The 13226-nt window shown below is 50.1% G+C and carries 17 protein-coding genes; 3 read left to right on the plus strand and 14 right to left on the minus strand.

Translation table 11 applies throughout. The features are described from left to right. The 7 genes from JCM2850_RS18825 to JCM2850_RS11380 form a co-directional block, all read right to left on the minus strand. The gene (locus JCM2850_RS18825; protein ID WP_234406225.1) at positions 1–372 is read right to left on the minus strand and encodes a DoxX family protein; all 372 of its coding nucleotides are present in this window, start codon (positions 370–372) and stop codon (positions 1–3) included. 42 nt (positions 373–414) lie between these two features. Beyond that, positions 415–603, minus strand: a complete 189-nt coding sequence (locus tag JCM2850_RS11355) for a DUF1427 family protein (RefSeq protein ID WP_025871948.1) — start codon at positions 601–603, stop codon at positions 415–417. Positions 604–615: 12 nt separating this feature from the next. Next, positions 616–837: a XapX domain-containing protein gene (locus JCM2850_RS21080; RefSeq protein WP_025871950.1), complete on the minus strand. Its 222-nt coding sequence runs from the start codon at positions 835–837 to the stop codon at positions 616–618. Next, entirely contained in the window at positions 830–2473 is a 1644-nt protein-coding gene (locus JCM2850_RS11365) for an MFS transporter (protein ID WP_025871952.1), read from the minus strand. Before JCM2850_RS11365 ends, JCM2850_RS21080 begins: the two co-directional genes overlap by 8 nt. Positions 2474–2479: 6 nt before the next feature. Beyond that, positions 2480–4360: an amidohydrolase gene (locus JCM2850_RS11370; protein ID WP_025871954.1), complete on the minus strand. Its 1881-nt coding sequence runs from the start codon at positions 4358–4360 to the stop codon at positions 2480–2482. Positions 4361–4461: 101 nt separating this feature from the next. Continuing rightward, positions 4462–5127: a hydrolase gene (locus JCM2850_RS11375; RefSeq protein WP_025871957.1), complete on the minus strand. Its 666-nt coding sequence runs from the start codon at positions 5125–5127 to the stop codon at positions 4462–4464. Positions 5128–5337: 210 nt separating this feature from the next. Beyond that, positions 5338–6039 (minus strand): pirin family protein, encoded by a 702-nt coding sequence (locus JCM2850_RS11380; RefSeq protein WP_025871958.1) that lies wholly within the window; start codon positions 6037–6039, stop codon positions 5338–5340. Positions 6040–6209: 170 nt separating this feature from the next. Here JCM2850_RS11380 and JCM2850_RS22865 point away from each other — a divergent pair, with 170 nt between their 5' ends. Beyond that, positions 6210–6704, plus strand: coding sequence for a LysR family transcriptional regulator (locus tag JCM2850_RS22865; protein WP_234406227.1), 495 nt, complete (start codon positions 6210–6212; stop codon positions 6702–6704). Between the two features lie 121 nt (positions 6705–6825). Continuing rightward, the gene (locus JCM2850_RS22870; RefSeq protein WP_234406228.1) at positions 6826–7128 is read left to right on the plus strand and encodes a LysR substrate-binding domain-containing protein; all 303 of its coding nucleotides are present in this window, start codon (positions 6826–6828) and stop codon (positions 7126–7128) included. A 17-nt stretch (positions 7129–7145) separates the two neighbouring features. Here the strand turns inward: JCM2850_RS22870 and JCM2850_RS21655 are convergent, their stop codons facing one another. From JCM2850_RS21655 to JCM2850_RS11415, 6 genes are all read right to left on the minus strand, one after another. Then, complete coding sequence (locus JCM2850_RS21655; RefSeq protein ID WP_159105163.1) at positions 7146–7301, minus strand: hypothetical protein; 156 nt, start codon at positions 7299–7301, stop codon at positions 7146–7148. Positions 7302–7321: 20 nt separating this feature from the next. Then, complete coding sequence (locus tag JCM2850_RS21450) at positions 7322–7669, minus strand: hypothetical protein (protein WP_148301254.1); 348 nt, start codon at positions 7667–7669, stop codon at positions 7322–7324. Between the two features lie 287 nt (positions 7670–7956). Continuing rightward, positions 7957–8670, minus strand: coding sequence for a hypothetical protein (locus tag JCM2850_RS11400; protein ID WP_025871960.1), 714 nt, complete (start codon positions 8668–8670; stop codon positions 7957–7959). A 20-nt stretch (positions 8671–8690) separates the two neighbouring features. Continuing rightward, complete coding sequence (locus JCM2850_RS11405; RefSeq protein ID WP_025871962.1) at positions 8691–9266, minus strand: hypothetical protein; 576 nt, start codon at positions 9264–9266, stop codon at positions 8691–8693. 17 nt (positions 9267–9283) lie between these two features. After that, positions 9284–10138: a hypothetical protein gene (locus tag JCM2850_RS11410; RefSeq protein ID WP_025871964.1), complete on the minus strand. Its 855-nt coding sequence runs from the start codon at positions 10136–10138 to the stop codon at positions 9284–9286. A 610-nt stretch (positions 10139–10748) separates the two neighbouring features. Further along, positions 10749–11333: a CGNR zinc finger domain-containing protein gene (locus tag JCM2850_RS11415; protein WP_025871966.1), complete on the minus strand. Its 585-nt coding sequence runs from the start codon at positions 11331–11333 to the stop codon at positions 10749–10751. 93 nt (positions 11334–11426) lie between these two features. On the opposite strand from JCM2850_RS11415, the gene JCM2850_RS11420 reads away from it, so the two are divergent. Beyond that, positions 11427–12362, plus strand: coding sequence for an alpha/beta fold hydrolase (locus JCM2850_RS11420; protein WP_088177760.1), 936 nt, complete (start codon positions 11427–11429; stop codon positions 12360–12362). 126 nt (positions 12363–12488) lie between these two features. Here JCM2850_RS11420 and JCM2850_RS11425 read toward each other — a convergent pair whose 3' ends face one another. Next, the gene (locus JCM2850_RS11425) at positions 12489–13175 is read right to left on the minus strand and encodes a hypothetical protein (RefSeq protein WP_025871969.1); all 687 of its coding nucleotides are present in this window, start codon (positions 13173–13175) and stop codon (positions 12489–12491) included. Positions 13176–13226: the final 51 nt, after the last annotated feature.

Raw genomic sequence — 13226 nt, forward strand, 5'->3', positions numbered from 1 at the left:
TTAAATAGTGTCCTGTTGTTGATCTCGCCTATGTACGAGAATGAAGGCTAGAAGGCCAGCCACCACGGCAAGGTTCTTTAAGAACTCCTTACGTAGGCCTATGGCCTCCTGCCCACTCAGATTCCAAAAATCGAAATAGAAAAAATTAAGTACAAAAACATAGCCTGCCAGCATCAATGCGGCCAAAGGCAGCTGGAAACGTGTAAGCAATGCAATGCTGCCCAACACCTCCACTGCGATAGCCATCGCTAATGCCAAGGCAGGGAATGGGATGCCCTGTTGCGTGGTTTCCTGCAGATAGAAATGCCAGTGCAAGCTTTTATCAATGGCACTTTCAATGAACATCACTGCCATCAGCATGCGAATCAGCAACCAAGCCCAGGCCTGTGGGGAAGTCTTTTGCATGGCTATCACTTATTCGCTGGCAACAGTTGCAGGACTTGCATCATTAGTGAACACGTAGTCACCAGCCAGGAAACCCAGCGTCATGCAAACCACCAATAAAGCGCCAACAATATTGGGTGGCGAGGGCAAAGGAATATCAAACCAACGGCAACCAAAGCCTATCGACAGGCCCAATCCAATTCCTAACAACAACATCATCTTGCTTATCTCCTAGTGGCCTTCTGAATGTGGCTTACCGGTAGGGCCGCCACATAAATGTTTGGTCGTACTTTGGTGCTTTGCGATTTTGTCGGCGATCAAGTAACCAATGGTCATCGACAACACCAATAATGCACCTGGTATTACGGGAGGTGACGGCACAGGCACACCTATGCCCTTACATAACAGGCCAATAGCAAAGCCCAGTAAAAGTCCCAGAAAAATCTTAATCATGGTGATGCTCCGGTAATGGTTCGAAAACGGTGTTTGGGTTGGGCGTTACTGCATGCAGCACCTTGGGTGCACTCTCGCCTTGGTGTAATTTGCGTATGAGTTCCTGCAGGGTCTTATGGCTCCCTGACACTCTTAAGTGCTGGCGCATATGCGCGACCCAGGACTCTTCCATAAAGACTTCAGTGAATTTGCCCTTGGCGCTGATATCTTCAAAGATGCCCCAGTTCACCGCGCCATCACGCCTGCGTAATGTACCCAGCTCTTTCACCAATCTTTGGAACTCTTGACGGTCTGCATCCTGGATGACGTACTCGATAGTGACCAATACTGGCCCATCCTCGGTTTCCACATGCCCAGCGGGCACAGGCTCAGCCCAATGTCCTGAAGGCAGGTAATCTTCGTGTTCGCCCAGATTGAGTTTGAACTTCCAGGTCAAGGGAATCAGCACCAGTGCGGCAACTGCTGCAGCCGTCAGGGTCGTGGATAGTCCAAGCACGCCAGCCAGCTTGCCCCAAACCAGGGAGCCCACGGTCATGGCTCCATAGAACATCATTTGGAAGATAGCTAGTCCACGAGCTCTCACCCATTCTGGCAAGGCCAACTGGGCAGAGACATTCAGTGAGGAGATCACCATGATCCAGGAAATCCCTGAAACAAAACCTGCGACTATGCCTGCCACTTCACTGCCTCCATAGGCAAACAGCAGCATGCCCAGCGCACTGCCGACAGTACCCAGCAATACCATCATGTCTGGGCCAAAGTATTTCTTAAGGCTAGACATGAGGAAAGTACCCGAAACCGCACCGGCACCCAGCGCTGTCAGCAAGATACCGAATAAGCTGGGCCCACCGTGCAGCAGCTCTTTGGCCACCAGCGGCAGCAAGGCCCAATAGGCGGAGGCAAAGGTGAAGAAGGCAAGACCTCGCCCCATGGTAGCTAACAGTGGTGTACTGCGCAGGGAAAATGCCATGCCAGCACGCATTGCCCCAACCATTTTTTCTCTAGGCAAGGTATCCGCTTGCTTCTGAGCCGCGTGCCACCATAGCAATGCTGCCACCACAACGATGTAAGAAACCGCATCCAGTACTACGGTAGTGATGGCACCGGCCGCAACCAGAACAAAACCACCTAAAGCAGGCCCGATAGCACGTGCAATATTGACACTCACGCCATTGAGCGCAATTGCGGGTTGCAACGCCTCCTTGGGCACAAGCTTGGGCACGATGGCCTGCCATGCAGGCATGGAGAAAGCAGCACCTGCACCAGTCAAGAAGGTGAAGAGCAACAACGTCCAGGCATTGACCTGTCCTACCCATAGCAGTCCTGCAAACACGAACAACATGGCAGCAGAAAATATCTGCGTGATGATGAGCAACTTGCGTCTGTCAAAAATATCGCCCAGTGCACCTGCCGGAAGGGCAAACAGGAAAATGGGCAATGCTGTAGCTGCCTGCACCAAAGAAACCATGAAGGGGGATGGGGATAGATCTGTCATCACCCAGCCCGAGGTCACGTTAAACATCCAGGTGCCGATGTTGGATATCAGCGTTGCAATCCACAACACTGTAAACACACCAAACTTAAATGGTGTGAATGCAGATGCGGTCTTAGGTATTTGAGGTGTATTTGTCGTCATGATGTCTTAGTAGGCAAAGCAGCCGCAGCCTACGCTCCAGGGGTTATCGAACTTAGGCATCTTGGATGCAATATCCAGGCCCAGCCATGTAGAGAGCTTGCCGTCATGCCCATGCTGATGCGAGGCATGCGAGCAACCTGGTGTTGTGCAGCTATTCTTGGCAAGTGCAGCATATTTGCCTTCCCCATACTGATAGCCACCGAATACGCGCACAGGCGACCAGTCTGGGCTGGCAGGTGGGATAGGCCTATCCAAATCCTGGTAATCATCGGCCGCATAAACCACCTGACCACCAACCACCGTCAGTACTGCACTAATGGACTTGATGTCTTCATCAGGAATGGTCAGGAAGTCTGCAGACAACACAGCTACATCGGCATACATTCCCGGAACCATCGCACCCTTGACGGTCTCTTCATTGGACTTATAGGCACTACCTAGCGTCCAGAGTCTGAGGGCTTCTTCACGCTCCAGAATATTGCTGTCGTCATACAGTCCCAGCCCACCTATGGTTTTACCGGTCACCATCCAATACAGTGATACCCAGGGGTTATAACTGGCGACACGTGTCGCATCTGTACCGCCGCCAACTGGAACACCAAGCTCTAGCATTTTGCGGATTGGAGGTGTTTGTTTAGCTGCATCCTTGCCATAGCGATCCACGAAGTACTCGCCCTGGAAGGCCATACGATGCTGAATTGCAATGCCACCGCCCAATGCCTTGATCCGCTCCATGCTCTTTTCAGAGACAGTTTCGGCATGATCAAAGAACCAACGCAGATTATTGAATTTCGTGTCCTGATTGATGGCCTCGAAAACATTCAAGGCGCGGTCTATGGTTTCGTCGTAGGTGGCATGCAAACGGAAAGGCCAACGCTGCTCCACCAGGAAACGTACAACCTCGCCTAAATCTTTTTCCATGTTGCCCGACATGTCAGGTCGTGGCTGGAGGAAGTCTTCAAAGTCAGCGGCGGAGAATGCAAGCATTTCTCCAGCGCCGTTGTGGCGCAGGAAGTTGTCACCGCTATAGGGGGTGATAATCTTCGACCACTTCTGGAAGTCTTGTAATTCCTGGCCCTTATTCTGGGTGAATAAGTTGTAGGCGATACGCACAGTCATGTCACCCTCGTTATGCAGATGTTCAATGACTTCGTAATCTTCGGGGTAATTCTGGAATCCACCGCCAGCATCAATACAACTGGTCAGACCCAAGCGGTTGAGCTCACGCATGAAGTGACGGGTAGAGTTAATCTGATCTTGCAATGGCAACTTCGGGCCTTTGGCCAAAGTTGAATAAAGAATCATGGCATTGGGTTCTGCAATCAGCATGCCGGTTGGATTGCCATTTTGGTCACGCTCTATGCGCCCACCAACAGGATCCGGGGTGTCTTTTGTAATACCCGCAGCCCTCAAGGCTGCTCCATTAAGTAATGCCCTATCGTAAAGGTGCAAAATGAATACGGGGGTATCTGGTGCGACTGCATTGATTTCCGCCAATGTTGGTAACCGTCGCTCTCTAAACTGAAACTCACTCCACCCGCCCACTACCCGCACCCATTGGGGTGCCGGTGTACGATCTGCCTGGATTTTCAACATTTCAAGGGCATCAGCCACACTGGAGACACCTTCCCAGCGCAACTCCATGTTGTAGTTGAGACCTCCACGAATCAAGTGGATATGACTGTCATTCAAACCTGGAATGACGCGCCTGCCTTTGAGGTCTATCTGTTTAGTGGTGCCATTTACCAGAGCTTTAATCTCTAGATCAGTACCTAGTGCCAGCACCTTGCCATCTTTGAATGCAATGGCAGTCACTTCAGGCTTTTGCGGGTCTAGCGTTGTAATCTTGCCGTTATACAAGATGGTTTCGGGAAATTGCGTGCTCATGGTTTGACACCTCTATCAATGCGTTCAACTTGGGTACTGCAGAAACTCCAAGGGTTTTAATGCCATGAGGGGAAGACTAAGCCTTCCCCTCATCTCACAAATTACTTGCTAACCTTGTGAGGGTGAGTAGTACGCTGTGGGTAGTCGTGCAGCAATGTTGCTGCGTAATCAATGCCCATGCCATAAGCACCAAAGTGCTCACGCGCAATGTCAGTGGTGCCTACATAGGTTTCTTTTCTTGCCCAGTCACGTTGCAGTTCAAGCAGGAGCTGAACGGATGTGATGGACTGTGCACCGTGCATTTCGCAACGGCGGATGGCAGCATCATGTGCCTCTTGGGAAGTACCGCCGGATGCATCGGTATTCATGATGACGTCGTAACCTTCATCCAAGGCACAGATTGTTGGGAATATCAGGCAGGCTTCAGTCCAGAGCGCTGCAATTACAATCTTCTTGCGGCCGGTAGCCTTAAGAGCTTCGATGAACTTAGGATCTTCCCAGCTGTTCATGCTGGTACGTTCGATAGGATCTTGTTGCAACACTTCCATCAGCTCTGGCCAGATGTAACCACTGAAGGATTCGGTTTCAACCGCAGTCAGAATAGTTGGGATGTTGAAATGCTTGGCAGTCTTTGCCATAGCGATGGTGTTATTTTTGAGCAGTTGGCGGTCAATGCTTGTCACGCCAAACGACATTTGTGGTTGATGATCGACAAATACGAAAACGCAATTGTCTGGGGTCAATAATTTTTCTGTTGCTGCGGACATGACTAAACTCCCTAATAAAAAACTCAATGAATGTTTCTACGCATGTCAGGCTTCACCCCAGCCATCACTGGATTTTGACGAGCCCTGTCAGGCTGTAGGACACGTTTACGATTTATAACAAACGCCAAAAAACCTGTATTGCACAATATTGACCGCTAATGGAAAGTGGTCATTGAGACCCCACCCAAAACGACTGGGTGGAGCCCTCATTTAGTACGGCAAGTCGAAGAGCAAGAACTCAACTTCTTTACCCTGAGTAAACTCAAGTCTGTCTTCATGGACGACCTTGAGAGCATCTCCAGTTCTAAGCTGCCGACCGTTCACAACCACTTCACCCCTGACGATATGCACGTAACCTATTCGGCCTGGCTGAAATTGGTACTCAGCCCTTTGGTCGCCATCCAGAATTGAGCTGTAAAGATAGGCATCCTGATGAATGAGGACTGAACCATCACGACCATCCGGAGAGGCGGTCAGCAATAAATTGCCTTCTTTCTGCGTGACATCGAAATGCCGCTCCTCATAGCTAGGTGCTATACCTTCTACATTTGGCTGAATCCAAATTTGCAGGAAATGCACCCGCTCTGTAGTGGAGTGGTTGAATTCACTATGACTGACGCCAGTGCCAGCACTCATTCTTTGCACATCGCCATAACGAATCACCGAGCCAGTGCCCATGCTGTCCTTGTGCTCCAGAGCGCCACTAATCACATAGGAAATGATTTCCATATTGCTATGCGAATGGGTACCGAAGCCCCGGGATGGCTGAACCCGGTCTTCATTGATTACCAGCAATGGCCCAAAGCCCAATTGCTCAGGGTTGTAGTAGTGACCAAACGAGAAAGAGTGATTGGATTGCAACCAACCATGGTCTACAGCACCACGGGCATTGCTTTGATGAACTGTTAACATGATCTCTACCTCTCTAAATGAGAGCACATCCAAAATGCTCGCTATATATGCAATAATTTCGAATTACGCATTTCCGTTAAAACTGCGTATTCGTTGGATGTGTGAAGTATGTAGAAAATGATTCGTGAAGAAAAACGGATAGATTACCAACCTATAATCGAAAATTTCGAATGTTCAGAATAAGCCTTGATGCACTGCTGGTTTTAGATGCTATTGATCGCCTGGGATCCTTTGCCGCTGCTGGCAATGAACTCTTTAAAGTTCCTTCCACCATTTCCTACACCATCAGCAAACTTGAGGATGATTTGGGGGTGAAGATATTTGAGCGGCAAGGGCCAAAGGTGTCATTAACCACACCTGGAGCTGAGCTCTTAAAGGAAGGGCGCTATCTATTAAAAGCTGCCGGTGATCTGGAGCAACGCGTGCGCAGAGTGGCATCCGGCTGGGAGACGGAACTCGCAATTGGCATGGACACCATGTTTTCCCCAGCCGTATTGTCCGATGACATAAAAGACTTTTACACGGTAGCAGGCAAGACCCGCTTGAAAATTAGTCAGGAATCATTGTCTGGCACATGGGAAGCACTGCTGAATGGAAGAGTGGACATTTTGATTGGGGCTGCGGGTGAGCCTCCCTCAGGTGGTGGCTATAGCTGCATAAATTAGGCACCATGGATTTTGTCTTTGCTGTTGCACCTCAGCACCCATTAGCTGCACTAACCCACCCATTGGGCAAAGATGATTTGAGCCCGCATCGCGCCATCGTCGTCTCAGATCAGTACGCCAAATGGCACCCAAAACTATTGGCGTGTTGTTTGGGCAGGACAACCTGGCCGTGCCAAACATGCGCTGCAAGCTTGAATATCAAGTCGCGGGCATAGGATTTGGTTTTTTACCTGACTTTATTGCAAGGCCATATATTGACGCAGGGGTTCTCGTTGAAAAATCTGTAATTGAGCACAGGCAACAAGAAGAGGTCTACTTGGCTTGGCGCAGTGACGCTACTGGAGAAGGCCTGAAGTGGTGGATTGAGCGCATGAAACAAGCCGATCACTTTGAGGCTTTCAAGATTGCACTCCCACGTCAATAAAGGGGTTGGCTGCGCGTTCATTTAATTGGATGGAAATAGACTGTCACATCATGACCAAGACCTGTCGGCCATTTTTCAATTTTGATCTCAGTCCGCCAGCTATCGCCTTTGATGACACCTTTTTTTCCAGCTAAGATCATCTTCTCAACCTTCTTCTTTTCATCTCCGTCCAAGAGTACAGCCAACCTGCCTGCTACCCTGGCAACTTCTGCGTGCCAGCAGCCTTGGCTTTTTCATTGTTTACATTAAGTATCAGTGAAATCCTCATCAACTGGCGGGGATTGTCATAATCACCCATGACATAGAAAGCGAGGTTATTCCTCATGCCATTCCTGCCTGGACCACCAGTTAAATCAACCATATTGCTCGCGCAACTAACGGTTGAGTTGTTATATGGACGGGCTGGGTAACCAATTTCTTTGCCAAGACTACAATAGCTCTGGGGGAGCTCCTTGCTGGACAATGCAGCAACTGCACAGGATGGCGAAAATACGGCAAGAGCCAATAAAAACAAGCTGACACGCCAGGCTAATGCTACCATCGACACAATCCCTACTAATTTCCATTAAAAACAACAAGTTGCAATAATGACATTTTATGCTTGTTTTTCATACATTAATGACATTATATGGTGCCAATTTAATGACAGGTTATGGTGATGATCAATATGTATGTCATTGATTTCTAATATGTAATAAATGAAAACTTATGGTGTGTTGCACAACTGTGCAGGCGATCAATCCATGCGCCAGACTAGCCCATGGATTTTAGTCTATGAATCTCAGGCCATGTATTTCCAGACCATGGATTCTCTTGCAGTCACTCACGCTAGCATGCACTGCCGCAGACTTCGTGGCCCACAACCAGAGCGGTCCAGCCTATTGCAGCAACGCCACCCAGCAGCAATGCGCCAGCGCCAACCACACCGTCAGCCACGACTGTTACTGGTGTCAATAATACTTTCGCTCCCGGGCTGCCGTGATAGGTGACATCAACGACATACTCCTTTTTGAGCTTTTCCGTCACGCCCAGGGGCAAGGCTTTGGCTTTGTAGCGCACGCCCCTGATGTAAGGGGAAACCTTGCAACCGAGATTTTCTGAGCAATGATAGCCAGCGGCGGCTGCGGCTTGCGCAAACTCTGGAGATGCATCCTTGTTCAGAGACAGGTGAATCCTGCCAGTGGTTGTCTGATCATTTGCCACAAAAAAACGATCAATGCTTGCAGTGACCTGGGTACGATAATCAGCTTTGATGGTGGATAAAATCTGCGGATTCACATTGAAAATATAGTGGTAATCCTGGCCAATGATGAGCATTTTTTTGCCATCTTCGGTGACGAGGATAGATGAAATCTTTTCCTTATAGTTGACGTCGCTGTTCAGCAATGCCTGCGTCATACAGCCGCTCAGGCTGAAGACGGCAACACTGAGCATCAAACCGCCCAATAATCGCCCCAAGAATTGCATGCGATGGGATAGAAATTGCATGATCATTCCTATAATTTGGATAGTAAGAGTGTTGATGGCAAGTGGCTTGCTCATAAGCAGACGCCCGTGTTAAATCATGCCTTGCATTGCTGGGCCAGGTCTGTGCTCAGTTGCTCCAGCAATCGTGAAGCAGCAATGTTCAGCGTGGTGGTGTATTCACTATCGGTATTGGCCCAGTTGGATTTGGTGCCAATCACTCGGTATTGCTTGCTGACGACAGCGCCCTGGCGATTCTGCAGCGAGGTATTCACGACCAGCGTGGCATAGATGTTCATGCTGTGAAACCAGACATAAGCCTTGTCCAGCTGCACACTCAGCACATTCTGCTGCGCCAGGTTTTGGCCTTCATCGGCAGCTGCAGTCTTGAACCCTAGTCGTTTTAAATCCAGCAAGGCCTGATTGAGCCACAGTGTGGGTGCCTGCTTGCTTATGATGGCGTTATCGGCATAGGTGATACCTAGAGTTTCCTTGTTAAGACGTACATCCTCGGGCGCTTTGATCACTAATTCACAACCATTGGATTTCACAACTTTTGCATTAGGGGAGATTTCGGCTTCATAGCGCAAATCAAGAAGGGATTCATCCTTTGCCACACTGTGCAAAGACATGAGCGACAAAGTGCAAGCCAGCAGAACGGAAGGGAAGCGCATGGAAGTGGCTCTTTATATCAATTGGATGGGGTTGAATACAGCGCGCCTATGTTGGCACGTATGGTTTGTCTATGATCACTTTTCTCGGTAATGTGCCCCTCGACTGCTGTAGGCATAGGGCTGGGCAAGAGATAGTTGATTTTGGCATGCTGGGCAGCAGCGCTGAACACCGTGGCATTGTCCGGGGCTGCCAGGTCTTGCTTGAGCAGCTTGGCCAGCACGGTGGCGCTATCGGCAAATGCCTGGGCCAGTGCCTCACCATGATTGTGCGCCCACTGGTCCAGGGGCTTGTCGCCACTGACGGCAGCAGAGACATACACCAGCTCATTCTTGTAAACCGGCTCCACTGCCTGATTGTTGATCAGTTGTGCGCTGGCAAAGACCAATAACTGGGTCAGCGATGGTGAAAATTCATACCATATCCGTAGGCCAAAGAATGCAGCGTCAGACTTCAGGCCGGCTTTTTTCTCTGCCAGTATGCTTTTGGAAATACCGGTGGCAGACGCAGCAAACTGTAAGGGCGGCAGGATGTTTTGTTGCTTGATCTCGGCATTGAATGACTTGCTGAATATCTCGCGGAAGTCCACCTGCTGACTGGCATAGAAAGGCGCTGAAAGTGACTCAAGTTCACTTTGCCTGGAGGCATTGATGGAGCCTTCAATTAATGCTGGCAGCAAGCCATAGCCCATGGTTGCAGCAATATTGGACGCCTGGGCGCGTACGATAATCTCATCACCGGGGATGGCAAGCTTGGTGCTGACATTGGCAATGTTTGCGGCGGCTTGGGGCGCCAATGGAGTTCTTGCAATTGGGGTACAGGCTGGCAGTGTGGCGGTGATAAAAAACGCGATAAGCAGGTGATGGATTTTCATGATCAAATCATTGTTATTGTTTAAATGGTGTATGTCTTGCCACAGATTATTGTCATTGTTCAGACCTGATGTACGTTCTGTTGATACGCAATTTATGACTGCAATAAAACGCTTTCAGGTATGAGATTCAATGCGCCGCTGATTATGCATTTAGCCGAATAGTGTGTCTATGGTATTTTGAGGATAAAAGCGCAATATTGTTGATTTTTTCTGCAGAACAAGCGAGCCCTGATCGGCAGCTGTTGCAATCGCAGCAGGGGAATATTCTGCTGTTTATTTTCCATCAGGATTATCCTGTATTAAACATAATCAGGTCACTAGGCTGCAGCATGAATTGCCAGAAATGCATGAGAGAGTGCAGTAGAAATTTCTTCGCCATTTCTACCCTCTAATGACAATTAGAATCGAAAATTTTGCTGAACTCAGCAAGGATTCAGCCCTTAGACTAATTTGCGCTTTATGCGTAACCGTAATTTCTGGAAGACGCAAGTGCTAATGCTGCGAGATCCAATCCTGCCTATTCACGTTGCTCGCTCAACATGACGACATCTCAACTAACGCTGACAGAGTCTGTCATCAGCCAATTGTGAAGCCAAGCATCGGATGCCTACTACTCAGCCTTCTTCCTCGACCTAAACGCCGCAACCTTCATCCGATTCCCGCACACCGCCATGCTGCACCAGCGCCTGCGGTGCGATTTGGTCAAATCATGAAACAGCAAAGTGCAGTCATGGGCTTCGCATTCCTTTACCAAGCCCAACTGGCTATCCGTCAGCAAACTCACCAGGGCTTGCGCCACAGGCTCTAGCAGGCTTGCTGCGTCGTCGTGCCGACGATGTGCCACCAGCTTGAAAGTCTTGCTGGCGCTATCCCACTCCAGCTCGCGCGCACTGCGGCCCGCTTCTAATATTTGGTTCACCACATCAACGTCTACATCTCCTTCCAGCCTGGCGGCCTGTAGCAGTGATTTTGCGCTTGCACGCAGTGCCAGGGCCAGTTTGAGCAGCCCTGGCGGCGCAGGCTCAAAATCTTCAGGCAGTAGCTGTGCGGCTTTTAGCCAGTTCACTACGCTGCTGTCGTCTATCAGGCATTCACAATGCGCTGCCCCCACGCCGTACTGGGTGTTGATGAAGTCTAGGGCGAGGTTATCGCCGACGAATAGGAGTTCTGGCTGGCTGGATGGGTTTTCTGTCATGCCATTAATGTAACCTATAAAAATCTAGTTGACTAGTTACACAAATCCTATGTAACCTTTAATAACACATTTACTGGTTACAAGGAGATGGCAATGAATTCCAAACAGGCATTAGTCGCAGCAGGTCTGGCCACAGCAGTGCTGAGCAGTGGCGCGCAGGCAGCAGATTTACAGGTACAGCACAGGTTTGAGCAGGTGGGAGATGTGAAGGTGTTTTACCGTGAGGCGGGTGATCGCAATGCGCCTACGGTGCTGTTGCTGCACGGCTATGCGGCATCTTCGTTTATGTATCGCAACCTTATCCCCAAGCTTGCAGATAAATACCACGTCATTGCGCCTGATTTGCCGGGCTTTGGCTTTACTGAGGCCCCGGCGCGTGGGCAATACAATTACACTTTTGAGCAGCTTGCACAGACCATGACCCAGTTCACCGAGCAACTCAAGCTGGAACGCTATGCCATGCAGGTGTTTGACTATGGCGCCCCCGTGGGCTGGCGCATGGCTCTGGCCCACCCTGAGCGCGTGACTGCCATTGTTTCGCAAAACGGCAATGCCTATGCCGAGGGTCTGGGCGCAGGCTGGGCACCCATACAGAAATATTGGCAGGCACCAACCCAGGCCAACCGTGAAGCCCTGCACGAGTTCACCACGCCTGCTTCCATCAAGTGGCAGTATCTGGAAGGTGTGCCAGATAAAAGCCTGGTGGCACCAGATGCCATTGCGCTGGAGAGTCTGTTGGTGAGCCGCCCTGGCAATGCCGAGGTGCAGTTGGACCTGCTGTTGGACTATGCCTCCAATGTGGCGAAATACCCTGAGTTTCAGGCTTATTTCCGCCAGCATCAACCGCCATTACTGGCAGTCTGGGGCAAGAACGATCCCTTCTTTTTGCCTGCGGGTGCCGAAGCCTGGAAGCGGGATATCCCCCATGCGCAGGTGCATTTTTATGACACCGGGCATCTGGCGCTTGAAACCCATGGGGAGGAAATCGGCAAGGTTATACGGGCGTTTCTGGATCAACACCTAAAGTGAAACCTCTGCTGGCTGCTCCTTCCATGGGGGTAATGAGCAGCCAGTCTGCTAAGGCAACGTGCTGGGCAATGCGTGGATGTAGCCCTTGCATAGGTCTATACGTTTACGCACGCCCTCACCCCTTTCTCAACATTCAGTCTTGAGGATTTCCATGCTTAGCCACGGGCTATCGCTGCAGGCCAAATGCAGACAGGCATATCCCAACAGCAGAATGACAAGCAACAATAGCCAAAGCGACCAGTAACTTTCCGAAGTTTTGAAAGGACTGTTGCTGGCAGGCATGGCCTTGGTTGCAGGTTTTGCACGATGGCTGCGGGGCTGTTTTTGCTGCGCAGGCGGCAGTGTCATGGCCGCAGCTTCCAGTTCAATTTCAGGCAGATCTGACAGCTCTGGCAAGTCAGCCAGTTCAAACCCACCTTCATCATCCTGGGAAATCACCGTTAGCGCCTGCTCGGCATATTGCTCAGGTACCAGCACCATGAAATTGCCTACATCGCCGGGAATAATCGCATAACCACCGCCCTGCAGTTCGGCTGGAATATCATGTGCGAGCAGCAAGCCATAAATCAACTGCGCCTCGGGCTCTATGAGTTGATGAGCCACACGCACATAAGTAATGGAATTGTCCGGTTCCAAAGTGGTATTGAGATTTTTTCTCGCAGCCACGCCCGCATCAACACCACGGCTTCTCAATTCCCTGTAAGCCACTGACTGCGCCAACTCGGTCAAATTGCCTGTAGCCAGCATGCGCTGCAATTCAGCATCGGCCAGCTCGTGATAAAGATGCTCCAGATCTTCCCTAGTAATATTCATGTTTAACCTGTTGTTATTCTGACCATGCCTCTCAGCCAAGCCGTGGACTTA

The organism is Methylobacillus glycogenes JCM 2850 (assembly GCF_000617925.1).
Taxonomy (GTDB): Bacteria; Pseudomonadota; Gammaproteobacteria; order Burkholderiales; family Methylophilaceae; genus Methylobacillus; species Methylobacillus glycogenes.

Excerpts from the sequence above, each read along its gene's own strand:
- JCM2850_RS11355 (WP_025871948.1), bottom strand. The coding sequence starts at position 603 with ATGATGTTGTTGTTAGGAATTGGATTGGGCCTGTCGATAGGCTTTGGT.
- JCM2850_RS21080 (WP_025871950.1), bottom strand. The coding sequence starts at position 837 with ATGATTAAGATTTTTCTGGGACTTTTACTGGGCTTTGCTATTGGCCTG.
- JCM2850_RS11365 (WP_025871952.1), bottom strand. The coding sequence starts at position 2,473 with ATGACGACAAATACACCTCAAATACCTAAGACCGCATCTGCATTCACA.
- JCM2850_RS11370 (WP_025871954.1), bottom strand. The coding sequence starts at position 4,360 with ATGAGCACGCAATTTCCCGAAACCATCTTGTATAACGGCAAGATTACA.
- JCM2850_RS11375 (WP_025871957.1), bottom strand. The coding sequence starts at position 5,127 with ATGTCCGCAGCAACAGAAAAATTATTGACCCCAGACAATTGCGTTTTC.
- JCM2850_RS11380 (WP_025871958.1), bottom strand. The coding sequence starts at position 6,039 with ATGTTAACAGTTCATCAAAGCAATGCCCGTGGTGCTGTAGACCATGGT.
- JCM2850_RS22865 (WP_234406227.1), top strand. The coding sequence starts at position 6,210 with ATGTTCAGAATAAGCCTTGATGCACTGCTGGTTTTAGATGCTATTGAT.
- JCM2850_RS22870 (WP_234406228.1), top strand. The coding sequence starts at position 6,826 with ATGGCACCCAAAACTATTGGCGTGTTGTTTGGGCAGGACAACCTGGCC.
- JCM2850_RS21450 (WP_148301254.1), bottom strand. The coding sequence starts at position 7,669 with ATGGTAGCATTAGCCTGGCGTGTCAGCTTGTTTTTATTGGCTCTTGCC.
- JCM2850_RS11400 (WP_025871960.1), bottom strand. The coding sequence starts at position 8,670 with ATGAGCAAGCCACTTGCCATCAACACTCTTACTATCCAAATTATAGGA.
- JCM2850_RS11405 (WP_025871962.1), bottom strand. The coding sequence starts at position 9,266 with ATGCGCTTCCCTTCCGTTCTGCTGGCTTGCACTTTGTCGCTCATGTCT.
- JCM2850_RS11410 (WP_025871964.1), bottom strand. The coding sequence starts at position 10,138 with ATGAAAATCCATCACCTGCTTATCGCGTTTTTTATCACCGCCACACTG.
- JCM2850_RS11415 (WP_025871966.1), bottom strand. The coding sequence starts at position 11,333 with ATGACAGAAAACCCATCCAGCCAGCCAGAACTCCTATTCGTCGGCGAT.
- JCM2850_RS11420 (WP_088177760.1), top strand. The coding sequence starts at position 11,427 with ATGAATTCCAAACAGGCATTAGTCGCAGCAGGTCTGGCCACAGCAGTG.
- JCM2850_RS11425 (WP_025871969.1), bottom strand. The coding sequence starts at position 13,175 with ATGAATATTACTAGGGAAGATCTGGAGCATCTTTATCACGAGCTGGCC.